We start from the raw sequence: 22,568 nt of genomic DNA on the forward strand, positions 1-22,568 counted from the left end.
TCTTCGGTGCGGAGCCAGGATCCTTTGGCGGAGGTGAAGACGGTGGGCCAGGATCGGCTGTAGCTGCGGACCTCGGATTCGCGTTCGGTGAAGATGTCGGTGTCGGTACCGATCGTGAGGGTCATCGTTGCGCTCCTTGAGTGCTCTCGTCCCCGATGACGTACAGCTCTTCGGCTTCGTGCGAATCGGGGAAATGGCTGGGAGTGAACAGTTCTCGTTTCGTGATCGTGGTGTAGCGGTTGCGGGCCAGTGCGGTGAACAGCGCGATCGACGCGGCGTTGTCCGGGCTGATCGTCGTCTCGAGTCGTGAGATGCCCTGGTGGGCAAGGTGGTCCATGAGGTTTCCCAGCATGGACGCGGCCACTCCGTGCCCCCGTGCGGACTCGTCGACCGCGACCTGCCACACGAACAACGTGTCGGGTTCCGTGGGTCGGACGAATCCGGTGACGAATCCGACCACCTGGCCGTAGAGTTCCGCGACGACGCAGGTGTCGTGAAAATCTCTGCACCACAACAGGTAGGCGTAGCTGGAATTCAGATCGAGCACGCGTGAGTCGCGGGCGATCTCCCAGATCCTGATCGCATCGTCGATCGTCGGTCGGCGACAGGAGATCACGGCCTTGCGTGCACTGGCATCGGACGGTGGAGCTGTCCGGGGCGGGGTGTTTCTCTCCGTAACTGGGCTCATATGCAACTCGAACGTAACAACCGGATGTCGAGCGAATCACCTCCTTCGTCGGATTCCGTTGAGATATGCCGGGTCTCCCGCAGGTGAGGCAGGGGTTGTGAGGTGCGACACATTTGTGTAGCGCACGGGGTCTTTCGGGCGATTTATGCGCATTTCTCGAACGAAATTCGCGGCCGCGACGTATCCAAGGACGGGACAGGGGCCAAACCTGAAGGTTAGGCTAACCAATGTCAATGGTTGAAAGCTCTACGAATGAGGAGATTCGATGGGAACTGTCGAGCAGGTCGACGTCGTGGTGGTCGGCGGCGGCCCGGGCGGCTCCACGACCGCAACACTGCTCGCGAAGAGCGGACATCGTGTGGTTCAGCTCGAACGGGAGAGCTTCCCGCGATACCAGATCGGCGAGTCCCTCCTGCCGTCCACGATCCACGGTGTGTGCCGGCTCCTCGGCGTCGAGGACGAGATCGAGAACGCCGGATTCATGAAGAAGGCGGGCGGCAGCTTCCGGTGGGGCACCAGCCCGACTCCGTGGAACTTCAACTTCGCCATCTCGCCGGAGTTCGCCGGACCCACCTCGCACGCCTACCAGGTAGAGCGCATGCGGTTCGACGAGATCCTGCTCCGCCACGCCGCGAAGACCGGTGTCGACGTCCGCGAGCAGTCCGCCGTCACCGGAGTGCTCACCGACGAGACCGGCCGCGTCACCGGTGTCGACTACACCGACGAGAACGGTGTCGCGCACCGCGTACTCGGCCGCTACGTCGTCGACGCCTCCGGCAACAAGACCCGGCTGACCAAGCACGCGGGCGCCGAACGCGTCTACTCGGACTTCTTCCAGAACGTCGCCCTCTTCGGCTACTTCACCGGAGGCAAGCGCCTGCCCGCGCCGAGCTCTGGCAACATCCTGTGTGCCGCCTTCGACGAGGGCTGGATCTGGTACATCCCGCTGACCGACGACCTGACCAGTGTCGGTGTCGTCGTCGCGAAGGAACACGCCGCCAAGATCCAGGGCGACCAGGAGGCCGCGCTCCTGCGGCTCATCGACCGCTGCAGCATCGTCGAGGACATGCTCACCGACGCCACCCGCGTCACCGATGGCGTCTACGGCGAGATCCGCACCCGCAAGGACTACTCGTACGCCAACACGAAGTTCTGGGGCAACGGCATGGTCCTCGTCGGTGACGCCGCCTGCTTCATCGACCCCGTCTTCTCCACCGGCGTGCACCTGGCCACCTACTCCGGCGTCCTCGCCGCGCGGTCGATCAACAGCGTGCTGTCCGGCGCCATGACCGAGGAGCGTGCCTTCGGCGAGTTCGAAGGGCGGTACCGCCGCGAGTACGCGGTGTTCTACGAGTTTCTCTCCTCCTTCTACGACATGGAGCAGAGCGAGGACTCGTACTTCTGGCGAGCACGGAAGGTGACCGGCGCACCCACTGCGGACCTCGAGGCGTTCGTCTCGCTCGTCGCGGGCGGATTCTCGAAGGAGGCCGCCCTCACCGACGCCGCGGCGGTCGTCGAGCGTTTCACCGCGTCCTCCCAGGCGCTGACCGAGGCCGCAGCCAAGACCGGCGGGATGGACACCGACGCCGGCCACCGGATGAACCACCTGTTCAAGACGCCCGTCGTGCGGGAGGTCATGGAGGAGATGAACGCCATGCAGGCCCGTGGCGTGATGGGGTCCGCGCAGGTCGAGCCGCCGCTTCTCGACGGCGGACTCGTTCCCTCCACAAACGGCCTGGCATGGGCGGAACCCGACGTCGTCCCGGTCGCGGGCTGACCGCCGGTGGCACAGGTTCCGTTGCTCGGCGGCGACTCTCTGATGACCCTGCTGCTGCAGGTCGCGGTGGTCGTCACTGCTGCGCTCGTCCTCGGCCGTATCGCGCAGAGATTCGGACTGCCCGCGATCGTCGGTGAACTGACCGCAGGAGTGCTCCTCGGCCCCAGCCTGCTCGGCAAGGTGGCCCCGGCAGTTCAGCAGTACGTGTTTCCACCCGATGCATCGCAACAGCACATGCTGGACGCGATCGGGCAGATCGGCATCCTGCTGCTCGTGGGACTGTCCGCCGCCCAACTCGACACCGGCTTCCTTCGACGCCGGGCGAAGGTTGTCGGTGGCGTCGCGACCGGTGCCTTCGTGCTGCCCCTCGTGCTCGGTGTGGGCATCGGGCTGGTTGTTCCCGAATCGTTCCACGGACCCCAGGCGTCGCCAGGTGTGTTCGCCGCGTTTCTCGGGGTGGCGCTGTCGGTGAGTGCGATCCCGGTGATCGCGAAGACGCTCGCCGAGCTCAAGCTGTTGCACCGAAACGTCGGGCAACTGACGCTGGCATCCGGTGCACTCGACGATGCCCTCGGGTGGCTGGTGTTGTCCGGCCTGTCGGCCGTGGCAACCGTCGGCCTGCGTGCGGACCGGCTCGCGCTCACCATCGTCGCCGCCGCTGCTCTCGTGCCCGTGGCATGGTTCGTCGTCAGGCCGATCGCCGGGAGGATCCTCGATCGCCTCGCGACCAGCGAGCACCCGGCGGGAGTGATTCCCGCCGCGGTGATCCTGATCATCGGCGGGGCGGCCGCGACGCAGGCGATGCACCTCGAGGCGGTTCTCGGCGCGTTCGCGGCAGGGCTTGCGCTCGGGGGGAGCCACGCCAGGCTTCTTGCCCCGCTACGGACCGTCGTGTTCAGCGTCCTCGCGCCGCTGTTCCTCGCCACAGCCGGATTGCGTGTCGACCTCACCGTGCTCGCGCGGGCGGACGTGTTCTGGGCGGCGATGGCGATCCTCGCGCTCGCGATCGTCGGAAAGTTCGTCGGTGCGTACGTCGGCGCCCGGTTGGTCCGCCTCGAACGCTGGGAGGCTCTCGCACTGGGCGCCGGGCTCAACGCGAGAGGAGCCGTCGAGATCGTCATCGCGATGATCGGGCTGAGCCTCGGCGTCCTCACGACCGAGTCCTACACCGTCATCGTGCTCGTCGCGGTCGTGACGTCCGTCATCGCGCCACCGCTGCTGCGGGCGACGATGGCGCGGGTCGACGCGACAGCGGAGGAGGAGAGTCGCCGCGAGCTGGACGAGGAGTGGGACCCGAACGCCGCGGCGCCGCGGTCGGTGGTGGACGCGCCGTCGAAGACGGATCGGTCCGAGAACCAGTGAGTGCTCGGGTCGGTCAGTTCGGTGTGGCGATGGCGAACGGCAGCACGGCTGGAGCGCCCGCCGACCGCAATTCTCGTGCGGCCGTTGTCAGCGTCCAGCCGGTGTCCCAGAGGTCGTCGACGAGCAGGATCGGTCCGTCGGCCGGGAGTGGATCCGGAGTGACGAACGCGCCGGCCAGACCAGCCACCCGGTAGGCGGAATTCGCCGCAGACACGGGGGGACGGCCGGGAGTGCGAGCAACGGTGCCCAGGTCGGTCAGTCGGCCGACCTGGGCGAGCCGTGTTGCCAGTGAGGACACCAGTTGCGGCCGGAGATCCGACTCGATTGCCATCACGGCGGTCGGGCGGACCTCCCAGTCCCACGCTGCGAGCACCCGGATCGCGGCGTCGACGATCGCGTCGGGGACCGGGCCGTCCGGCGCGTCGAACAGCGCGCGCAGTCGCGCACCCCAGCCGAGGTCCGAGAGCCTGCCGATCGCGCGGCCGGTCAGCGGGCCGTCGGTGATCTTTCCGGACAGCGACACCCCCAGCTTCGCCAGTCCCGTCGGCCACTGCTTGCGGGGAGCGAGGTCCACGCCGGGCCGGTCCAGTCGCTGCCGGACCCGCGCGATTTCCGCCTCGTCGACCGCCGAGTCCGGAGCGGCGCCCGTGCAGTTGTCGCACCGCCCACACGGGGCCGGGCCGTCGGCGAGCAGCGGGTCGTCGAGCTGGCGACGCAGGAACTCCATCCGGCACGACGAGGTCGTCTCGTACTCGAGCATCGCCTGCTGCTCCGCGGCCCGAGCCTGCTCCAGTCGTTCGTACCGGGCGGCGTCGTACTCCCACGGCTGACCGGTGCCGATCCAGCCGCCACGCACGCGGCGCACCGCGCCGTCGACGTCGAGGACCTTGAGCACCATCTCGAGCCGGGAGCGGTTCAGTTCCACCTGCGGCTCGAGCGCTTGCGTCGACTGAGGTCGTTCGAGGTCGAGAACCTCCAGCACCCGGCGCACGATGTGCTCGCGGGGGAACGCGACCGAGGCGAACCAACTCCAGATCTGCCGGTCCTCCGGTCCGGGCAGCAGCACCACCTCTGCGCGATCAGTGGAGCGTCCGGCGCGGCCCACCTGCTGGTAGTACGCGATCGGTGAGGACGGCGCTCCGAGGTGCACGACGAACCCGAGATCCGGCTTGTCGAAACCCATTCCGAGGGCGGAGGTGGCGATGAGCGCCTTGACCCGGTTGGCGAGCAGGTCGGCCTCGAGCTGTTCGCGTTCGGCCGGGTCGGTCTGCCCGGTGTACGCCGCGACCACGTGCCCCTGGTCGGCGAGCAGGGACGCCAGATCCCGGGCGGCGGACACGGTGAGCGCGTAGACGATGCCCGAGCCGGGCAGTGACGCGAGCCGCTGGCCGAGCCAGGCCGCCCGCTCGGTGGCACCGTCGATCCGCACCACCGACAGTCGCAGCGACTCCCGCTCGAGGCCGCCGCGCAGCACCAGGGTGTCGCTGCCGCCCACGCCGAGCTGGGACGAAACATCCTCCACGACACGGTCGTTCGCGGTCGCCGTCGTCGCGAGGACCGGGATCCCGTCGCCGAGCTCTGCGACGAGAGTGCGGATGCGGCGGTAGTCGGGGCGGAAGTCGTGGCCCCAGTCGGACACGCAGTGCGCCTCGTCGACCACGACGAGTCCGGCGTCGGCGGCGAGCGACGGCAGCACCTGGTCCCGGAAGTCCGGGTTGTTGAGGCGCTCCGGGCTCACCAGCAGCACGTCCACCTCGCCGCGCGCGACCTGCTGGTGGATCTCCTCCCACTCCGTGACGTTCCCGGAGTTGATCGTCGCGGCGCGGACCCCGGCGCGGGCCGCGGACTCGACCTGGTTGCGCATCAGCGCCAGCAGCGGCGAGACGATCACCGTGGGTCCGCGGCCCTGGGCGCGCAGCAGCTTCGCGGAGATGAAGTAGACAGCGGACTTGCCCCACCCGGTGCGCTGCACCACCAGTGCCCGGCGCCGATGCACCACCAGGGCCTCGATTGCGGTCCACTGGTCGTCGCGGAGCGTGGCGTTCGGCCCGGCGAGATCGCGCAGCAGCGCCTCGGCGTCGGGGCGGAGGTCCGTGGTCGCTGAGGTCATGGGTCCATCGTGCCGGACCGCCCCGACAAGTCCACCGCCGAATGCCGCCCAGCGTCCGAGACGGTCCCGGTGGACAGGCCGCGGCCGTGGTAGGTGTGGATCATGACCGTGACCGAGCACCCCGCACTGACGGGATTCGACGAGATCGCCCCGGACCTCGCGGACCTCTACCGCGACCTGCACGCGAACCCCGAACTGTCGTACGCCGAGCACCGGACGGCGGGCATCGTCGCAGAGCGCCTCACCGCGTCCGGGTACGCCGTGACCAGCGGCATCGGTGGCACCGGCGTGGTCGGTGTCCTCGTCAACGGGGACGGACCGGTGGTGCTGCTGCGCGCCGACATGGACGCGCTGCCCGTGCGGGAGGACACCGGACTGGACTACGCGTCCACCGAGACTGCGGTGAACGCCGACGGCGACACCGTGCCGGTGATGCACGCCTGCGGGCACGACATGCACGTCACGTGCCTCCTCGGCGCCGCGGACCTGCTCGCGAAGGCGCGTGCGCGGTGGTCGGGGACGCTGATCGCGCTGTTCCAGCCCGCCGAGGAACTCGGCGACGGCGCCCGCAGCATGATCGACGACGGCCTCTACGACGTGATCCCGCGCCCGTCCGTGGTGCTCGGCCAGCACGTCATGCCCGGTCCCGTCGGGTCTGCCTTCGCCAGCCCCGGGACCGCGATGGCGGCCGCGCGGAGCGTGCAGATCCGGATGTTCGGCCGCGGGGGCCACGGCTCGATGCCCGACCAGTGCGTCGACCCGGTGGTGATGGGCGCCTCGACGGTGATGCGGTTGCAGACGCTCGTCTCCCGGGAGGTGTCGCCGACGAATCCCGCCGTCGTCACCGTCGGCTCGTTCCAGGCGGGTACGAAGGAGAACGTCATCCCCGACGAGGCGGTGCTCAAGGTCAACACTCGTTCCTTCGACCAGCACGTCTCCGACCAGCTCGCCGAGGGCATCACCCGCATCGCCAACGCGGAGTCCGAGGCGTCGCGGGCGCCGAAGCCGCCGGAGATCACCGACCTGAACAGCTTCCCGCTGACCGTGAACGACCCCGACGCGACGAGGCGGACCCTGGACGCGCTGCGCGGCCTGCTCGGTGCGGACAAGGTGCTGGAGATCGGACCTGTGTCGGGCAGCGAGGACGTGGGCGACCTGGCCACCGAACTCGGGGTTCCGCTGGCCTACTGGTTCATCGGCGGCTTCGATGTAACGGACGGAAAGCCGTTGCCGTCCAACCATTCCCCGCAGTTCGCGCCGGTCGTCCGGCCGACGCTCGACACCGGTGTCGCCACGTTGGTCGTCGCTGCTCTGGAGTGGCTGGGGGACGGGTCGTGACGGACGCGGCGCAACCGGACACCGAGTTCCCGAGGGGCATCGGCAAGGTGGCCACCCGCGAACTCACGGCGCACGGATACACCCGGTACGAGCAGTTGACCGCGGTGAGCGAGAAGACCCTGCTGGCGATTCACGGTGTGGGGCCCAAGGCGATCCGGATCCTCGGCGAGGAACTCGCCGAGCGGGGGCTCGCGTTCGCCGAGGCGTGACCCCGGCGAACGCGGCCCGCGGGCTCAGTCCGCGTACAGGGAGTCGAAGACGTCGGCGAAGTTCTCGCCGACGATCTTTCGCTTGATCTTCAGGGTCGGTGTCAGCTCGCCCGTCTCCTGGGCGAGGTCGCGGTCGGCGATGGCGACCTTCTTGACCTGTTCGGGCTGGGCGAGTTTCGCGTTCGCCGCGTCCACGGCCTGCTGGACCAGTTCGATCACCATCGGATGCCGGGAGAGTTCCGCAACGGACTGCGGCAGGCCCTGCGCCTGCGCCCACGGCAGCACGGTCTCCGGATCGAGGGTCACCAGTACAACGGGGTACGGGCGTCGGTCGCCGTACATGACGGCCTGGCTGATCCACGGTGACCGCTTGAGGTCGTTCTCCAGGTTGGCCGGCGTCAGGTTCTTGCCGCCGGAGGTGACGATGATGTCCTTCTTGCGGCCGACGATCGAGACGTAGCCGTCCTCGTCGATCGACGCCAGGTCCCCGGTGTGCAGCCAGCCGTCGGTGACGGCGCCGAACGAGGCGTCGTCCATCCTGTAGTAGCCCTGGAAGACGTTGCCGCCCTTGATCAGCAACTCGCCGTCCTCCGCGATGCGGGCCTCGATGCCGGGCAGCGGCCTGCCGACCGTTCCGAAACGGTGGTTCCTGACGGTGTTGACTGTTGCGCCGGTGGAGGTTTCGGTCATGCCGAAGCCTTCCATCAGGGGAACGCCGCAGCCGTAGAAGAACTCGAGGATCTCCTTCGCGATCGGGGCGGCACCGGTGATCGCGAGGTCGAGATTCCCGCCGAACAGCGCGCGAACGCCCTGGAACAGTGCGGCCTCGGCGGCGTCGAACGCCTCCCGCAGCTGCGCCGGCACCGGCTCGCCCGCCTGCTCCATGTCGCGGACTCGCACGCCGAGCGCAGCAGCCGCCAGGATTCGTTCCTGCTCCTCGACAGGCTTCGACCCGACCGCCAGGGTGTAGACCTTCTCGAAGACACGCGGCACCGACGGCAGGTGCGTCGGCTTGACCGCCATCACCTCGCCGACGATGCGGGTGGTGTCACCGCCCCAGTACGCGATGACACCGCCGCGGTCGAACGCCATCAGCTGGAACAACAGTGCGAACGCGTGCGCGAGCGGCAGGAACAGGTACAGCACCATGTCCTTGTCCGAGGTGATGCCGTCCAGCACGTCGAGGCTGTCGTTCGCGGTCATGATCGCGCGGTAGTTGCCGTGCGACAGCACGCATCCCTTCGGCGGGCCCGTCGTCCCCGAGGTGTACATGAAGACGTACGGGTCGGTCGGGTCGACGGCGGCGGATCGGCGACGGAGTTCCTCGCCGTCGCGCTCGCGGCCGCGGCGGCGGATCTCGGCCGCCGGAATCGCCTCCGTGGAGTCACCGTCCAGGACGACGATCCACTCCAGTGCGGGCAATCGGTCGCGGACGGCGACGATCTTCGCGACCTGGTCGGCGTTCTCGCACACGATGCCGCGGGCCTCGGAGTTGCCCACCACCCACGCGCACTCCTCGGGGGAGTTGGTCGGATAGACGGAGACGTGGACGCCACCCGCGGCGACGACGGCGAGGTGCGCGACGGACCAGTCGGGTCGGGTGCTCGCGAGGACGGCGACGCGGTCGCCGACGTCCAGTCCGAGCTCGATCAGCCCGGAGCCGAACTCGTCCACCCGCTCGGCCAGCTCCCGGTACGTGAACTGCTCCCACGTGTCCGGTTCGCTCTGCCAGCGGGCGGCCGGCCGGTCCCCGTACGCCTCCGCGGCGCGGAAGACGAGGTCGGCGATGGTCTTGCCCGCAACTGTCCGATTCATTCGCACTCCAGTCCCGACGGGCGGCCTGTGATCTTGCTCACGATGGCCGCGGTGGGGCGATGCTATGCCGAGCGAAGGAGTTCGCGGTGCCTTTTCACGACGCGTCGTGTCGGGCGAGGATCGCGTCGACCTCCGCGGCCGACGGTGCGGCCGCGGCCCCGGGGCGGGTCGCCGCTAGTGCCCCGGCGGCAACGGCGCGACGCAGGGCGACCTCAGGGCCCCGGTACCAGCAGGCGGCGAACGTGCCGGCGAAGGCGTCGCCTGCGCCGGTCGTGTCCACGACGTCGACGGGTGGAGCGGGCGCCGTCATGTCCAGGTCAGGCCCGAGCAGGTGTGCCCCCGCGGCGCCGAGCGTGGTCACGACGTACGGAACACGCGCCGTCGCGATCAGCTGCCGGGCCTCGGTCTCGTTGACGATCAGCACGTCGACGGCGTCGAGGAGGGAATCGGGAAGTGGTTGCACCGGTGACGGATTCAGTATCACGAGGGTGTCCGACCGGCGGGCGTGCGCTGCGGCGTCGGTCACCGTCGACAGTGGGAGTTCGAGCTGCATCAGCAGCACATCCGTCTCGGCGATGCGGTCCAGTTCCGGTTCGGTCAGTGTGTAGACGGTGGCGTTGGCCCCCGACACGACGACGATCGAGTTCTCTCCGCCCGCATCCACCGTGATCGCCGCGATTCCGCTCGGACCTGCGGTTTCGCGCACGAGGTCGGTGTCGACGCCTGCCGCGTCGAGAGCCGCCCGGAGCTCGGGGGCGAATGCATCGTCACCGACGGCACCGAGGAACGTCACGTTCGCTCCGGCGCGCGCCGCTGCCGTCGCCTGATTGGCGCCCTTGCCGCCCGGTCCGGTGTGAAAACCCGTTCCCAGCACCGTTTCCCCGGGTTCCGGAAGTCGGTGTGCGGTGGTCACCAGATCCATGTTGACGCTGCCGAGGACCGTCACGTGCGCGGGCATGCCTCCGAGGTTAGGGGTCGTGGCCCGCGGCGGGCAGCGGAAAATCGGATGACGCTGTCGGACGGTGCCTCTACCGTGCTCCCGACACATCGGTTTCGGGGGAGGACATGCCCATGGCTGCGACCATCGAGCGGGGCGACGGCACCCGTATCCACGGACCGGGCAAGTTGTCGCCGGAGCGGCTGCAGCACGAGCTGGCGCTGCGGAGGCGTGCGCACCGCATCCCGGGACGCCGGAAGCACGACGGGAAAGGTGGGCGCGGGCAACAGCGTCGCGACGCCGCGTGCGCGGGATGAGCGCCCGTCCGCCGGGGACGGCGCCGACCTCCACCCCAGCGGTCGTTAGGCTTGTGTCATGACAGCGGTGAACGAGCAAGAGCAGGGAACGGACACCATCCGGGACGCCGTGCACGAGGCGGCCCGCCGGGCACGCGTCGCGTCCCGCACCCTGGCCCTGCTGACCACGGCTCGGAAGGACGCCGCGCTGCACGCAGCGGCGGACGCGATTCTCGCCGCCGCCGACACGGTGCTCGCGGCCAACGCCGTCGACATCGAGACCGCACGCGCCGCCGGGACCGAGGATTCGCTGCTGGACCGGCTCCGGCTCACCCACGACCGCATCGACGGCATCGCCTCGGGTCTGCGTCAGGTCGCCGGTCTCGCCGATCCGGTCGGCGAGGTCGTACGTGGCTCCACACTTCCCAACGGACTCGAGATCCGTCAGCTCCGCGTCCCGCTGGGCGTCGTCGGCATGGTCTACGAGGCCCGTCCGAACGTGACCGTCGACGCCTTCGGGCTCGCGCTCAAGTCCGGCAACGCCGCACTGCTGCGCGGCTCGTCGTCCGCGAAGAGCTCGAACGCCGCCCTCGTCGAGGTGCTGCGGTCCGCGCTCACCGCGCAGGGCCTGCCCGCCGACGCCGTGCAGCTGCTGCCGTCCGAGGACCGCTCCTCGGTCACCCACCTCATCCAGGCGCGTGGCCTCGTCGACGTCGTGATCCCGCGCGGCGGTGCCGGTCTGATCGACACCGTCGTCCGGAACGCCACCGTGCCGACCATCGAGACGGGCGTCGGCAACTGCCACGTCTACGTCCACTCGGCGGCCGACCTGGACAAGGCCGTCACGATCGTGCTCAACGCCAAGACCCGGCGCCCCAGCGTCTGCAACACCGCCGAGACGGTGCTGATCGACGCACGCATCGCCGACACCGCGGTCCCGGCGCTGACGCAGGCGCTGCAGACCGCGGGTGTCGTCATCCACGGCGATCTCGAGGGCCAGGTCCCCGCGACCGAGGACGACTGGACGCAGGAGTACCTCACCCTCGACATCGCGATGAAGGTGGTCGCGGACCTCGACGCCGCCGTCGCGCACATCGACACCTACGGCACCGGGCACACCGAGGCCATTGTCACCGACGACCTCTCCGCGGCCCGTGAGTTCTCCGCGCGAGTCGACGCGGCGGCGGTCATGGTCAACGCGTCGACCGCGTTCACCGACGGCGAGCAGTTCGGGTTCGGCGCCGAGATCGGCATCTCCACACAGAAGCTGCACGCCCGGGGCCCGATGGGCCTGCCCGAGCTCACCTCCACCAAGTGGGTGGTGTGGGGCGATGGCCACATCCGTCCCGCCTGACCCGGCCCCGACAGCCCGGCCCGTACGAAAGGTTCCCCCCGTGGATCGAGCACTTCCGACCACCCCGCCCGTCTTCGCGAGCGTCGACGACGTCATCACACGTCTCGCCGAGACCGGGTACCTCGCGGACAAGGGGACCGCGACCGCCGTGTTCCTCGCGGACCGGCTGGGCAAGCCGCTGCTGATCGAGGGCCCCGCAGGCGTCGGCAAGACCGAGCTGTCCCGTGCGGTGGCACAGACGGCGGGCGCCGAGCTCGTCCGGCTGCAGTGCTACGAGGGCGTCGACGAGTCCCGCGCGCTGTACGAGTGGAACCACGCCAAGCAGATCCTGCGCATCCAGGCCGGGGCGAGCGGGGAGAACGGCTGGGACGAGACCCGGCAGGACGTCTTCGCGGAGGAGTTCCTGCTGTCGCGGCCGCTGCTGACCGCGATCCGCCGCGAGGACCCGACCGTCCTGCTGATCGACGAGGTCGACAAGGCCGACGTCGAGATCGAGGGCCTGCTGCTCGAGGTGCTCAGCGACTTCGCCGTCACCGTTCCCGAACTCGGCACGATCACCGCGACCCGCAAGCCGTTCACGGTGCTGACGTCCAACGGCACGCGCGAGCTGTCCGAGGCGCTCAAGCGGCGCTGCCTCTTCCTGCACCTCGACTTCCCGGACGCGGACCTCGAGCGCCGGATCCTGGCCAGCCGGGTGCCGGAGCTGCCCGAGGCGATCGCCGAGCAGCTCGTCCGCACGGTCCGCGTCCTGCGTGGCATGCAGCTCAAGAAGCTGCCGTCCGTCGCGGAGACCATCGACTGGGGCCGCACCCTGCTCGCGCTCGGCATGGACACCCTCGACGACGACGCGATCCGCGCGACACTCGGTGTGATCCTCAAGCATCAGGCGGACCAGCAGCGGGCCGAGTCGGAACTCCGGCTCAACTGACACGCGTTCGAGGCAGAGCAGACCAGGGAGGCGCGGCATGGCCGTCACCGCAGGCAGGTCGGGTATTCCGGCGGCACCGCACGGGCTGCCCGGGCACCTCGTCGACTTCGTCGAGGCCCTGCGCACCCGCGGCATCGCGGTCGGACCGTCCGAAACCGTCGACGCCGGTCAGGTGATGTCGGTCCTCGACCTGCTCGACAGGGAGGCGGTTCGGGAGGGACTCGCCTGCGCGTTGCTGCGCAGGCCCACACACCGCGCCACCTACGACGCCCTGTTCGACCTGTGGTTCCCGGCCGCCGTCGGTCAGCGCACCGACGGCAGCGGCGACGCGGAGATCGAGATCCCGCGCGGGGAGAACGGCGACGTCGACTTCGAGGCGTTGCGGGAGCTGATCGCGGGCCTGCTCGTCGACGGCTCGGCGGAGTCCATGCAGCTGATCGAGCAGCTCACGGCCCGCCTCGTCGAGGAACTGGGGCAGTACCAGTCCGCGAAGGGGCCGTCGTTCTCCGCGTACCAGGCGCTGCGGGAGGTCGGTCCCGAGACCCTCGTCACGCGCATCCTCGACGGATTGCTCGGCAACGCCCACTCGGAGGAGCGGCAGGCCGACGACTACGCGACCGAGATCGCGCGCCGCACGGCGGCGCAGCGGATCGCGGACTTCCGCAAGATGGTCGAGATCGAGACGCGCCGCCGGTCCGCCGAACAACTCGGCAAGGAACGCGTCGCGAGCTACGGCGTTCCGAAGCTCGCCGAGGAGGTCGACTTCCTGCGCGCCTCGGACACCGAGATGCAGACGCTGAAGCGGACCGTGACCCCCCTCGCCCGCAAGCTCGCGAGCCGGCTCGCGGCCCGCCGCAAGCGCGCCCGCGCCGGGGCCATCGACCTCCGTAAGACGCTCCGCAAGTCGATGTCCACCGGCGGCGTCCCGATCGACCTCGTCCTGCGCAAGCCCCGGCCCGCGCGCCCGGAGCTCGTCGTCCTGTGCGACGTGTCCGGCTCCGTCGCCGGCTTCTCGAACTTCACGCTGCTGCTCGTGCACGCGCTGCGCGAACAGTTCGCCCGGGTGCGGGTGTTCGCGTTCATCGACACCACCGACGAGGTCACCCGCTTCTTCGACTCCGGGACCGATCTCGGTGCGTCGATGTCGCGGATGATCCGCGAGGCCGACCTGATCGCGTACGACGGGCACTCCGACTACGGCAACGCCATCGGTGTGTTCGCAGAGCGGTTCGCGCACAGTCTCACCAGCCGGTCGTCGCTGCTGATCCTCGGCGACGCGCGCAACAACTACCGCGATCCGAACCTGGCGTCGTTGGCGCACCTGGCCACCGTCGCCAAGCACACGCACTGGCTCAACCCCGAGCCGCGCGGACAGTGGGGCGGTGGCGACTCCGCCGCGAACGTGTACGCCGACGTGGTGCCGATGCACGAGTGCCGCAACGCGCAGCAGCTGGCGGCGGTCGTGGCAGGGCTGTTGCCGGTGTGACCGTGCCGGGGATCCGACCCGCCACCGCCCAGTAAGCTCGACGATCGTGCACAAGGGAGACAGGGCGGCCACGCGCCGCCGCCGACTGGGCGTGATGGGTGGGACCTTCGACCCGATCCACCACGGCCATCTCGTCGCGGCGAGTGAGGTGAAGGACCGCTTCGACCTCGACGAGGTCATCTTCGTCCCGACCGGTCAGCCGTGGCAGAAGGCGGGCAAGAACGTCAGCGCCGCCGAGGACCGCTACCTGATGACCGTCATCGCGACGGCGTCCAACCCGAGTTTCTCGGTCAGCCGCGTGGACGTGGACCGGCACAAGGACACCTACACGGTCGACACACTGCGCGACCTGCACGACCAGCATCCCGACGCGGATCTGTACTTCATCACCGGCGCCGACGCGCTCGAGACGATCCTCACCTGGCAGAATTGGGAGGAGATGTTCGAGCTCGCGAAGTTCGTGGGCGTGAGCAGGCCCGGGTACGAACTGGGCATCGACCACCTCGCCGATCATCTCGCCGGCCAGCCCGCCGATGCGCTGACCCTCGTCGAGATCCCCGCGATGGCGATCTCCTCGACGGACTGCCGACTGCGGGCGAGCGAGAACCGGCCCGTCTGGTACCTGGTGCCGGACGGGGTGGTGCAGTACATCTCGAAGCGGAACCTGTATCGGCCGCGGGGCGCGGAGCGTCACGACGGTGCGATCACGGTGTCGGGACCGGCACCGCAGCACGACACGGGCACAACCCACAACTCCAGCCGAACCCAGAACCGGGAGAACACCTAAGTGAGCGCATCCGCCGAAGCACTCGAGATGTCGCGGATCGCCGCGCTGGCCGCCGACGAGAAGCTGGCCAACGACGTGGTGGTCCTGGACGTGTCGGAGCAGTTGGTGATCACCGACTGCTTCGTGATCGCGTCCGCGTCCAACGAGCGTCAGGTCAACTCGGTGGTGGAGAACATCGAGGACAAGCTGCGCGAGGCCGGGCACAAGCCGGTCCGCAAGGAGGGCACCCGCGAGGGGCGCTGGGCGCTGCTCGACTACGTCGACCTCGTCGTGCACGTGCAGCACGACGACGAGCGCAACTTCTACGGGCTCGAGCGGCTCTGGAAGGACTGCCCGGTCGTGACCGTCGAGGGCATCGAGCCGCGCACCGCCGAGTGGGGCGCCGACTCCGACGGCGACGTCACCGACGACCTCGCCCTGACCGATGCCGATCTGGACGACGAGTCGGAGTCCGGACTGTGACGTCCTCGCTGCCGCGGGTGCGGCGGCTGATCCTGCTTCGGCACGGTCAGACGGAGTACAACGCGGGCGACCGGATGCAGGGGCAGCTCGACACCGACCTGTCCGAGCTCGGGCGCCTGCAGGCGAAGTCGGCGGCGAAGTCGCTCGCGGAGCGTGCACCGGCCGCGATCGTCAGTTCGGACCTGCGCCGCGCCCTGGACACCGCGACCGCGCTCGGCGAGCACACCGGACTGAGCGTCACGACCGACACCCGGCTTCGGGAGACCCACCTCGGTGAGTGGCAGGGCCTCACCCATATCCAGGTCGACGAGCGTGATCCCGGCGCCCGGGCGGCTTGGCGGGCCGACGCGTCATGGACGCCGCCCGGCGGCGAGAGCCGCATCGAGGTGGCCCGGCGCGCGGTGCCCGTCGTGGACGAACTGCTCGCCTCGCGCCCCGAGTGGGGGGAGGAGCCGGTGGTGATCGTCGCGCACGGTGGCCTGATCGCTGCCTTGACCGCGGCGCTGCTCGATCTCCCGGTCGGCCGCTGGCCCGTCCTCGGCGGACTGGGCAACACCAGCTGGGTTCAGCTCAGCGGGCACGGTGCGGCGGATGCCGTGTCGTGGCGTCTCGACGTGTGGAACGCCTCTGCCTCGGTGGCCGGCGATGTCCTCTGAGCCCACGGGCGGCAGTGCTGCCGACGCGACCTCCGAGCGGCGTCCGACGCTGCTGGTGATCGCGGACTCCCTGTCCTACTTCGGTCCCAAGGGCGGCCTCGCCGCGGACCATCCGAGGATCTGGCCGAACCTCGTCGCCGCCGAACTCGGCTGGGACGTCGAACTGGTCGCGCGGATCGGCTGGACCAGCCGGGACGCCTACTGGGCGCTGATCCAGGACCCGCGGGTGTGGGCGACGGTGCCCCGGGCGGGCGCGGTGGTCTTCGCGGTCGGCGGGATGGATTCGCTGCCGTCACCGTTGCCGACCGCGGTGCGCGAGACGCTGCGCTACATCCGGCCGCCTGCGCTGCGGCGGCAGGTCCGCACCGCCTACCAGTGGCTGCAGCCGCGGCTCGCGCCGCTGGGCTGGCCGGTGGCGTTGCCACCGAAGTTGAGTGTCGAGTACCTCGAGGAGTGCCGTACCTCGCTGGAGTACATGCGGCCGGAACTGCCGATCATCGGCTGCCTGCCGTCGGTGCATCTCAGCGACGCGTACGGCAAGGTGCACGCCGGTCGTCCCGCGGCCGTCGACGCCCTCGAGGCGTGGGGTCGGGAGAAGGACGTGCCGCTGGTCGATCTCGCGCAGGCGGTTCGTCCCGACATCTTCTCGGGTGAGGGGAATCCCGACGGCATCCATTGGGGTTGGAACGGGCACGCCGCGGTCGCCGAGGCGATGCTCGCGACGATCCGGGAGACCCTCGCCGCCGCGGATTCGGGTGACGGTGACGCGGCCGACGGCGTGACCGCCACCGCCGACGGAGCCCGGTAGTCGCCGATGGCGGTCGTCGTGGTCACCGACTCGTCCTGCGGTCTCGAACCGGAGGTCGCGGAGGGCCTGGGTATCCGGGTGGTCCCGCTGCACGTGCTCGTCGACGGTCTCGATCTGCGCGAGGGCGTCGACGAGATGCCGGCGAACCTGTTCGTCGGAGCCGGGATCACCACGTCCGGTGCCTCCCCGGGCGAGCTGACGGACGCCTACGCGCAGGCCCTCGAGGACAGTGACGGCGACGGGGTCGTCGCGGTGCACATCTCGCGTCAACTGTCGGGGACCTGGGACGCCGGGCGGCAGGCGTCGCAGGAACTGGGGGAGAAGGTCCGCATCGTCGACTCCCGTTCCACGGCAATGGCATTGGGCTACGCGGTGCTCGCCGCGGCCCGCGTGGCACGGGCCGGTGGCAGTCTGCGCGCGGTGTACGAGCGGGCGGTCGAGGTCGCCGACCGCGGTCGCGTGCTCATCATGGTCGACCGACTCGACCACCTGCGCCGCGGTGGCAGGATCGGCACGGCGGCCGCGCTGTTCGGGACCGCCCTCGCGATGAAGCCGGTGCTGCACCTGGTCGACGGGAAGCTGGTGCTGCGAGAGAAGACCCGCACCGTCACCAAGGCGCTCGGCCGGCTCGTCGACGGCGCCGTCGAACTGGCGGCGACCGGGACCAAGGAACTGCCCGGAACGGCGAGCCGCGACGTCGCGGTCGCGGTGCACCACGTCCATGCCGCCGAGCGCGCCGAGCAGGTCGCCGCCGATCTCCGTGAGCGGATGCCCGACGTCGGAGAGTTCGTAGTCGCAGAGCTCGGCCCCGTGGTGGCGAGCCATCTCGGGCCCGGTGCGGTCGGGGTGCTGGTGGTACCGGGCGGCAGTGACCTGCCCTCCTCGTTCGACGGCGGGACCGAGTAGTCCACAGGCACGAATCCATCCACAGGTCGGCCCGTCTCGGCCCGCTGCGGGGATGTTCGGTCGCCACGCGGTCCTAGCGTCGGGGCATGGGCAGCACCGAGATTCGTGAGCAGGTCCGGCGCAGGCTGGATGCCGCCGTCGACGACGCGGACGAGTTCGATCCGGCAACCCCGGTGACGCAACCGGGCTGGCTCGCCGGCGACACCCCCGATCCCGGTCCGCGCGTGCGATTCGCGCCCGGTCGCCGTGGCGTCGCGGCGCTCGCGGTCCTCGCGGCGGTCGCGGCCGGAGTCGGTGGCGTCGTGGTGTGGCGGGACCGTCCCGTTCCGCAGGCGGTGGCCCCACTCCCCGCGGTGAGCGCGGTGGACGAGAGCGTCGCGTCGACGGCCGCTCCGGTTCCGGAGGCGGCACCCGAGATCGTCGTCAGTGTGGTCGGTCTCGTTCACACCGGTGGGCTCGTTCGGCTGCCGGACGGGTCGCGGATCGCGGATGCGCTGGCCGCGGCCGGCGGGGCGCGGGAGGGCGCGGATCTGCTGGGGCTCAACCTCGCACAGAAGCTAGCCGACGGCGACCAGGTGCTCGTGGGGCTGGCGCCGCCTCCCGGCTCGGTGCCCGTCGCGGGGAGTGCCACCGTCGGCCCGGGGACCGGGGGAGCCACGACCGGTGGACCGGTGAATCTGAACACCGCGACCGAGTCGCAACTGGACGAGCTCCCGGGGGTCGGTCCCGTCACGGCGACGGCGATCATGGCGTGGCGCAGCGAGAACGGGAGCTTCACCGACGTCGAGCAACTCGGCGAGGTCGACGGGATCGGTCCCGCCAGGCTCGAGAAGCTGCGCGACCTCGTGACCGTGCGGTGACGTCGCCGCGCATCGTCGACCTGCGCCTGCTCCCGTCCGCCGGATCTGCTTGGGCGGCAACCGCTGTCGGGATCGGGTTCGGTTGGCGAGCGGCCACCTGGTTCGCGGTGTTCGCGCTCGTGGCCGCAGCAGCAGCCTTCGGCTTCCGTGGACGTGCACCGGCCGTGACGACGACGGTGATCGCGGCCCTGCTGATCGGGGCGGGTTTCGCGGTCGCCACGGCGACGCGTGTCCACGCCGTGGACACCCATCCCCTCGCCGCGATCGCGCAGCGCGGCGGCGACGCCACACTGACCGCGGTCGTCGCCGACGATCCGCGCGCGGTCCGCGGACCCACCGGGGACACCGTGATGGTTCGCGCCACACTCCGATCGATGAGCGCCGGGCGGGACACGCTCGACGTCGGCGGTACGGTGCTGGTCTTCGCTCGGGGTGAGGGCTGGCGTGATCTGCTGCCGGGTAGCACGGTCCGGTTCCGGGGCAGGGCAGGCGAATCGGACCGCGCGGACCTGACCGTCGCGGTGGTCCGGGCCTCCGGATCGCCGAGTGTGACGAGCGGTCCGCCCTGGCATCAACGGGCGGCGGGGTACGTGCGGGATAGCTTCGCCGAGGCATCCTCGCGCGCCCTGTCCGACGATGCGGCGGGACTGCTTCCGGGAATCGTGGTGGGCGACACGTCGAACCTGCCGCAGCCCGTGTCCGACGACTTCACCGCCGCGGGCCTCGCGCATCTGACGGCGGTCTCCGGCGCAAACGTCTCGATCCTGCTGGGTGTGGTCCTGCTCCTGACCAGGGCGGCCGCCCTCGGACCGCGCACGTCGGCGGCGGTGGCCGGCGTCGCCCTGCTCGGGTTCGTCGTTCTCGCTAGGCCGTCCGCGAGCGTGCTGCGCGCGGCGGCGATGGGTGCGGTGGTGCTGCTGGCGATGGTGGTGGGCAGGCGCCGTCAGGCGATGCCCGCGTTGGGCGGTGCGGTCGTCGCGTTGCTCGCGTGGTGGCCGGAGCTCGGCGTCAGCTTCGGCTTCGCGCTGTCCGTGGCAGCGACCACTGCGCTGGTGCTGATCGCGCCGCACTGGGCGCGGCGGTGGCAGCGCCGCGGATGGCCACGCCCGCTGGCGGAAGCGGTCGCGGTCGCCGTCGCGGCCCACGTCGTCACCGTGCCGATCGTGGCGGCGATGTCGGGGACGGTCAGCACGGTCGCGGTCGTCGCGAATCTCCTCGTGGCCCCGGTGATCGCGCCGGTCACGGTGATCGGCGCGACAGCAGCGGTGGGTGCCGCGGTGTGGGTGCCGCTCGGTGAGGTCGCCGCACTGACCACCGGGCCGCCGCTGTGGTGGCTGCTGCGGGTGGCGCGCGAGGCCGCAGGGGTGCCGGGCGCGTCGCTCGCGGTGCCGTCCGGTGCGGCGGGGTTCGTGATCCTCGCCGGGGTGGTCGCGGCGGCGGTGGCCGCAGTGGCGGTGCGCCGACTGCGGCTGCCCGCCCTGGCGGTCGCGGTCGGGCTCGTCGTCGTGTGGGTCCCGATTCGGATCCTCGCCCCCGGCTGGCCGGTTCCGGGCTGGGTCCTCGTCGCCTGCGATGTCGGACAGGGGGATGCCCTCGTCCTCGCCGCCGGCGGAGGGTCCGCGGTGGTCGTCGACGCCGGACCCGACCCGCGTGCAGTCGACGGCTGCCTCGACCGGCTCGGGGTGCGGACCGTCGGCGCCGTCGTCCTCACGCATCTGCACGCCGATCACGTCGACGGACTGTCGGGCGTCCTGCACGGGCGATCGGTCGCGCAGGTCGTGACCGGGCCGATGCACCTGCCGGAACCGGTGTACGAGCACATTCGGGAGCTGGCGGCCGGTGACGGCGTCCCGCTCACCACCGTCCACGCCGGGCAGGTGCTGACGGTCGGCGCGGTGACCCTGCGCGTGCTCGGTCCGACGCTGCCCGCACCCCGCGATCCGGACGACGCCGACGGTGCCGCGAACGACCAGTCGCTGGTGATGGCGGTCGACACCGTTGCCGGGCGGATCCTGCTGACCGGCGACGTGGAGGTGCCCGGCCAGCGTGACCTCCTGCGGGACGGTGCCCAGCTCGGCGCTGACATCCTCAAACTGCCGCACCACGGCTCACGGACGACGACGCCCGAGTTCCTCCGGGCCGTCGGGGCGAGGCTGGTCGTCGTGTCGGTCGGCGCGGACAACACGTTCGGTCACCCGAACCCCGGGATCCTGCGGACACTGCAGGAACTCGGCGCGACGGTCGCGCGGACCGACCTCGCCGGCGACGTCGCGGTCAGCCGCTCCGGCGGTGGTGGTGTGGCCGTGACGTACCGACGTGGGACGATCGACCCGTGAGTGCCAATCCGCAGCTGCATCTGGTCCTCGGCGACGAGGAGTTCCTCGTCGAGAGGGCCGTCGCGTCCATCGTGTCGACGGTCCGGGGAGCGTCCGGCAATCCGGCGGAGGTGCCGGTGGAACGGTTGCGCACCGGAGACGCGAGTTCCGCCGAACTGGCCGAACTGCTGAGCCCGTCCCTGTTCGCCGAGGACAAGGTGATCGTCCTGGAGTCGGCCGCCGAGGCCGGTAAGGACGCGGTCACCCTGGTGCTCGACGCCGCCGAGGCGCCGCCGGAGGGATTCACGCTCGTCGTCCTGCACTCGGGTGGGGGCCGTGCGAAGGCGATGGTCGGGGCCCTGCAGAAGTCGGGTGCGCAGGTGCACGAGTGCGCGAAGCTCAAGGCATCCGAGCGCGTCGACTTCGTCCGCGGCGAGTTCCGCGCGGCCGGAGTCCGGGTGTCTCCCGAGGTGATCGAGACCGTTCTGGATGCGGTCGGGTCGGACCTGCGTGAGCTCGCGGCCGCGTGCTCGCAGCTGGCGGCCGACACGGGTGGGCGGATCGACGCCGCCGCGGTGCAGCGGTACTACTCGGGCAAGGCGGAGGTCTCGGGGTTCGACGTCGCGGAGCTCGCGGTGGCCGGGAACCGTTCCGGCGCGCTGGAGGCGTTGCGCTGGGCGATGTTGCGCGGCGTCCCGCACGTCCTGCTCGCCGACGCGCTCGCTGCAGCCGTGCACACCATCGCCCGGGTCGACTCCGCGGGGCGGGGCGACCCGTTCAAGATGGCGTCGGGCCTCGGCATGCCGCCGTGGAAGGTGAAGAACGCCCAGGCCCAGGCGCGGGGCTGGAGCCCCGAGACGCTCGGAGTGGCGCTGCGGGTCGTGGCGCAGCTCAACGCCGACGTCAAGGGCGGGGCGGCGGACGCCGACTACGCAGTCGAGTACGCCGTCGGGCGGGTCGCGGAACTGCGTTCGTAGGCGGCGGACTGGCCGGGGGGGCCGGTGTCTCGCGCCGGCCCCGATACGCCAAAGACCGCCCGGTCGAGTGACAGGGCGGTCTCCAGCGATGACGTGCTTCGGCGGGCGGGCCGCCGGGTCCGGTGACGGCGGAGCCGTCACGCGGGGTGTGTCAGAGCTTGTTGACGGCGAGCGCGAGCGCCGACTTCTTGTTCGCAGCCTGGTTGGCGTGGATGACGCCCTTGCTGGCTGCCTTGTCGAGCTTGCGGCTGGCGGAGACGAGGAGCTCGGTGGCCTTGTCCTTGTCGCCCGCGGCAGCTGCCTCACGGAAGGAACGGATGGCGGTGCGCAGCGAGGACTTCACCGACTGATTGCGCAGTCGCTGACGCTCGTTGGTCCGGATCCGCTTCACCTGGGACTTGATGTTGGCCACGCGTAAAATCCTGTCGTCTTCGCTGGTTTCTGGTTGAGAAAGCTTTGGGCGCACTGATGCACCGACAGGCCACTGTACCAGTGGC

At 70.4% G+C, this 22,568-nt stretch carries 21 protein-coding genes; 16 read left to right on the top strand and 5 right to left on the bottom strand.

Features of this window, described 5'->3' with window-relative positions:
- Positions 1-121: 121 nt before the first annotated feature.
- Positions 122-688 carry a diaminobutyrate acetyltransferase gene (gene ectA / locus ACFSJG_RS03140; protein ID WP_378483754.1) on the bottom strand — a complete coding sequence of 189 codons (567 nt, stop codon included), beginning with the start codon at positions 686-688 and terminating at the stop codon, positions 122-124.
- Positions 689-953: 265 nt separating this feature from the next.
- On the opposite strand from ectA, the gene ACFSJG_RS03145 reads away from it, so the two are divergent.
- Positions 954-2,465, top strand: a complete 1,512-nt coding sequence (locus ACFSJG_RS03145) for a tryptophan 7-halogenase (RefSeq protein WP_378483755.1) — start codon at positions 954-956, stop codon at positions 2,463-2,465.
- A 42-nt stretch (positions 2,466-2,507) separates the two neighbouring features.
- Positions 2,508-3,827 carry a cation:proton antiporter gene (locus tag ACFSJG_RS03150; protein ID WP_378483756.1) on the top strand — a complete coding sequence of 440 codons (1,320 nt, stop codon included), beginning with the start codon at positions 2,508-2,510 and terminating at the stop codon, positions 3,825-3,827.
- Positions 3,828-3,840: 13 nt separating this feature from the next.
- On the opposite strand, the gene ACFSJG_RS03155 is transcribed toward ACFSJG_RS03150, so the two are convergent.
- Positions 3,841-5,937 (bottom strand): RecQ family ATP-dependent DNA helicase, encoded by a 2,097-nt coding sequence (locus ACFSJG_RS03155; protein ID WP_378483757.1) that lies wholly within the window; start codon positions 5,935-5,937, stop codon positions 3,841-3,843.
- 102 nt (positions 5,938-6,039) lie between these two features.
- Between ACFSJG_RS03155 and ACFSJG_RS03160 the strand changes: the two genes are divergently transcribed.
- Both ACFSJG_RS03160 and ACFSJG_RS03165 read left to right on the top strand, forming a co-directional pair.
- Entirely contained in the window at positions 6,040-7,275 is a 1,236-nt protein-coding gene (locus tag ACFSJG_RS03160; protein WP_378483758.1) for an amidohydrolase, read from the top strand.
- Positions 7,272-7,484 carry a helix-hairpin-helix domain-containing protein gene (locus tag ACFSJG_RS03165; RefSeq protein ID WP_378483759.1) on the top strand — a complete coding sequence of 71 codons (213 nt, stop codon included), beginning with the start codon at positions 7,272-7,274 and terminating at the stop codon, positions 7,482-7,484. The genes ACFSJG_RS03160 and ACFSJG_RS03165 overlap by 4 nt, the downstream gene beginning before the upstream one ends.
- 24 nt (positions 7,485-7,508) lie before the next feature.
- Here ACFSJG_RS03165 and ACFSJG_RS03170 read toward each other — a convergent pair whose 3' ends face one another.
- Both ACFSJG_RS03170 and ACFSJG_RS03175 read right to left on the bottom strand, forming a co-directional pair.
- Entirely contained in the window at positions 7,509-9,299 is a 1,791-nt protein-coding gene (locus ACFSJG_RS03170; protein ID WP_378483760.1) for an AMP-dependent synthetase/ligase, read from the bottom strand.
- A gap of 94 nt (positions 9,300-9,393) precedes the next feature.
- A complete protein-coding gene (locus ACFSJG_RS03175; protein ID WP_378483761.1) occupies positions 9,394-10,257 on the bottom strand; it encodes a ribokinase in 864 nt (287 codons plus the stop codon).
- A 113-nt stretch (positions 10,258-10,370) separates the two neighbouring features.
- Between ACFSJG_RS03175 and ACFSJG_RS03180 the strand changes: the two genes are divergently transcribed.
- The 12 genes from ACFSJG_RS03180 to holA all read left to right on the top strand — a co-directional run bounded on the left by ACFSJG_RS03180 (position 10,371) and on the right by holA (position 22,071).
- Positions 10,371-10,553, top strand: a complete 183-nt coding sequence (locus ACFSJG_RS03180; protein WP_378483762.1) for a hypothetical protein — start codon at positions 10,371-10,373, stop codon at positions 10,551-10,553.
- A 58-nt stretch (positions 10,554-10,611) separates the two neighbouring features.
- On the top strand, positions 10,612-11,886 hold the full coding sequence (locus tag ACFSJG_RS03185) for a glutamate-5-semialdehyde dehydrogenase (RefSeq protein ID WP_378483763.1): 1,275 nt from the start codon (positions 10,612-10,614) through the stop codon (positions 11,884-11,886).
- Between the two features lie 40 nt (positions 11,887-11,926).
- Complete coding sequence (locus ACFSJG_RS03190; RefSeq protein WP_378483764.1) at positions 11,927-12,814, top strand: AAA family ATPase; 888 nt, start codon at positions 11,927-11,929, stop codon at positions 12,812-12,814.
- A 37-nt stretch (positions 12,815-12,851) separates the two neighbouring features.
- A complete protein-coding gene (locus ACFSJG_RS03195; RefSeq protein ID WP_378483765.1) occupies positions 12,852-14,300 on the top strand; it encodes a vWA domain-containing protein in 1,449 nt (482 codons plus the stop codon).
- Between the two features lie 94 nt (positions 14,301-14,394).
- Positions 14,395-15,087, top strand: a complete 693-nt coding sequence (gene nadD / locus ACFSJG_RS03200) for a nicotinate-nucleotide adenylyltransferase (RefSeq protein ID WP_378483856.1) — start codon at positions 14,395-14,397, stop codon at positions 15,085-15,087.
- Positions 15,088-15,549 carry a ribosome silencing factor gene (gene rsfS / locus ACFSJG_RS03205; protein WP_378483766.1) on the top strand — a complete coding sequence of 154 codons (462 nt, stop codon included), beginning with the start codon at positions 15,088-15,090 and terminating at the stop codon, positions 15,547-15,549. It begins immediately after the preceding gene.
- Positions 15,546-16,205, top strand: a complete 660-nt coding sequence (locus ACFSJG_RS03210; protein ID WP_378483767.1) for a histidine phosphatase family protein — start codon at positions 15,546-15,548, stop codon at positions 16,203-16,205. The genes rsfS and ACFSJG_RS03210 overlap by 4 nt, the downstream gene beginning before the upstream one ends.
- Positions 16,195-17,013 carry a diglucosylglycerate octanoyltransferase gene (octT, locus tag ACFSJG_RS03215; protein ID WP_378483768.1) on the top strand — a complete coding sequence of 273 codons (819 nt, stop codon included), beginning with the start codon at positions 16,195-16,197 and terminating at the stop codon, positions 17,011-17,013. Before ACFSJG_RS03210 ends, octT begins: the two co-directional genes overlap by 11 nt.
- A gap of 6 nt (positions 17,014-17,019) precedes the next feature.
- The gene (locus tag ACFSJG_RS03220; RefSeq protein WP_378483769.1) at positions 17,020-17,919 is read left to right on the top strand and encodes a DegV family protein; all 900 of its coding nucleotides are present in this window, start codon (positions 17,020-17,022) and stop codon (positions 17,917-17,919) included.
- An 86-nt stretch (positions 17,920-18,005) separates the two neighbouring features.
- Positions 18,006-18,779 (top strand): ComEA family DNA-binding protein, encoded by a 774-nt coding sequence (locus ACFSJG_RS03225; RefSeq protein ID WP_378483770.1) that lies wholly within the window; start codon positions 18,006-18,008, stop codon positions 18,777-18,779.
- Positions 18,776-21,115, top strand: coding sequence for a ComEC/Rec2 family competence protein (locus tag ACFSJG_RS03230; protein WP_378483771.1), 2,340 nt, complete (start codon positions 18,776-18,778; stop codon positions 21,113-21,115). Before ACFSJG_RS03225 ends, ACFSJG_RS03230 begins: the two co-directional genes overlap by 4 nt.
- Positions 21,112-22,071 carry a DNA polymerase III subunit delta gene (holA, locus tag ACFSJG_RS03235; protein ID WP_378483772.1) on the top strand — a complete coding sequence of 320 codons (960 nt, stop codon included), beginning with the start codon at positions 21,112-21,114 and terminating at the stop codon, positions 22,069-22,071. The genes ACFSJG_RS03230 and holA overlap by 4 nt, the downstream gene beginning before the upstream one ends.
- Positions 22,072-22,222: 151 nt before the next feature.
- On the opposite strand, the gene rpsT is transcribed toward holA, so the two are convergent.
- The gene (rpsT, locus tag ACFSJG_RS03240; RefSeq protein WP_378483773.1) at positions 22,223-22,483 is read right to left on the bottom strand and encodes a 30S ribosomal protein S20; all 261 of its coding nucleotides are present in this window, start codon (positions 22,481-22,483) and stop codon (positions 22,223-22,225) included.
- Between the last annotated feature and the right edge of the window lie 85 nt (positions 22,484-22,568).

The sequence above is a fragment of the Rhodococcus gannanensis genome, from assembly GCF_042681175.1.
GTDB lineage: Bacteria > Actinomycetota > Actinomycetes > Mycobacteriales > Mycobacteriaceae > Rhodococcus_G > Rhodococcus_G gannanensis.

Coding starts and splice junctions, on each gene's coding strand:
- ACFSJG_RS03225 (WP_378483770.1), top strand. CDS start 18,006: ATGGGCAGCACCGAGATTCGTGAGCAGGTCCGGCGCAGGCTGGATGCC.
- ACFSJG_RS03220 (WP_378483769.1), top strand. CDS start 17,020: ATGGCGGTCGTCGTGGTCACCGACTCGTCCTGCGGTCTCGAACCGGAG.
- ACFSJG_RS03175 (WP_378483761.1), bottom strand. CDS start 10,257: ATGCCCGCGCACGTGACGGTCCTCGGCAGCGTCAACATGGATCTGGTG.
- ACFSJG_RS03145 (WP_378483755.1), top strand. CDS start 954: ATGGGAACTGTCGAGCAGGTCGACGTCGTGGTGGTCGGCGGCGGCCCG.
- ACFSJG_RS03180 (WP_378483762.1), top strand. CDS start 10,371: ATGGCTGCGACCATCGAGCGGGGCGACGGCACCCGTATCCACGGACCG.
- ACFSJG_RS03160 (WP_378483758.1), top strand. CDS start 6,040: ATGACCGTGACCGAGCACCCCGCACTGACGGGATTCGACGAGATCGCC.
- ACFSJG_RS03150 (WP_378483756.1), top strand. CDS start 2,508: ATGACCCTGCTGCTGCAGGTCGCGGTGGTCGTCACTGCTGCGCTCGTC.
- ACFSJG_RS03170 (WP_378483760.1), bottom strand. CDS start 9,299: ATGAATCGGACAGTTGCGGGCAAGACCATCGCCGACCTCGTCTTCCGC.
- nadD (WP_378483856.1), top strand. CDS start 14,395: ATGGGTGGGACCTTCGACCCGATCCACCACGGCCATCTCGTCGCGGCG.
- ACFSJG_RS03185 (WP_378483763.1), top strand. CDS start 10,612: ATGACAGCGGTGAACGAGCAAGAGCAGGGAACGGACACCATCCGGGAC.
- octT (WP_378483768.1), top strand. CDS start 16,195: ATGTCCTCTGAGCCCACGGGCGGCAGTGCTGCCGACGCGACCTCCGAG.
- ACFSJG_RS03195 (WP_378483765.1), top strand. CDS start 12,852: ATGGCCGTCACCGCAGGCAGGTCGGGTATTCCGGCGGCACCGCACGGG.
- ectA (WP_378483754.1), bottom strand. CDS start 688: ATGAGCCCAGTTACGGAGAGAAACACCCCGCCCCGGACAGCTCCACCG.
- ACFSJG_RS03155 (WP_378483757.1), bottom strand. CDS start 5,937: ATGACCTCAGCGACCACGGACCTCCGCCCCGACGCCGAGGCGCTGCTG.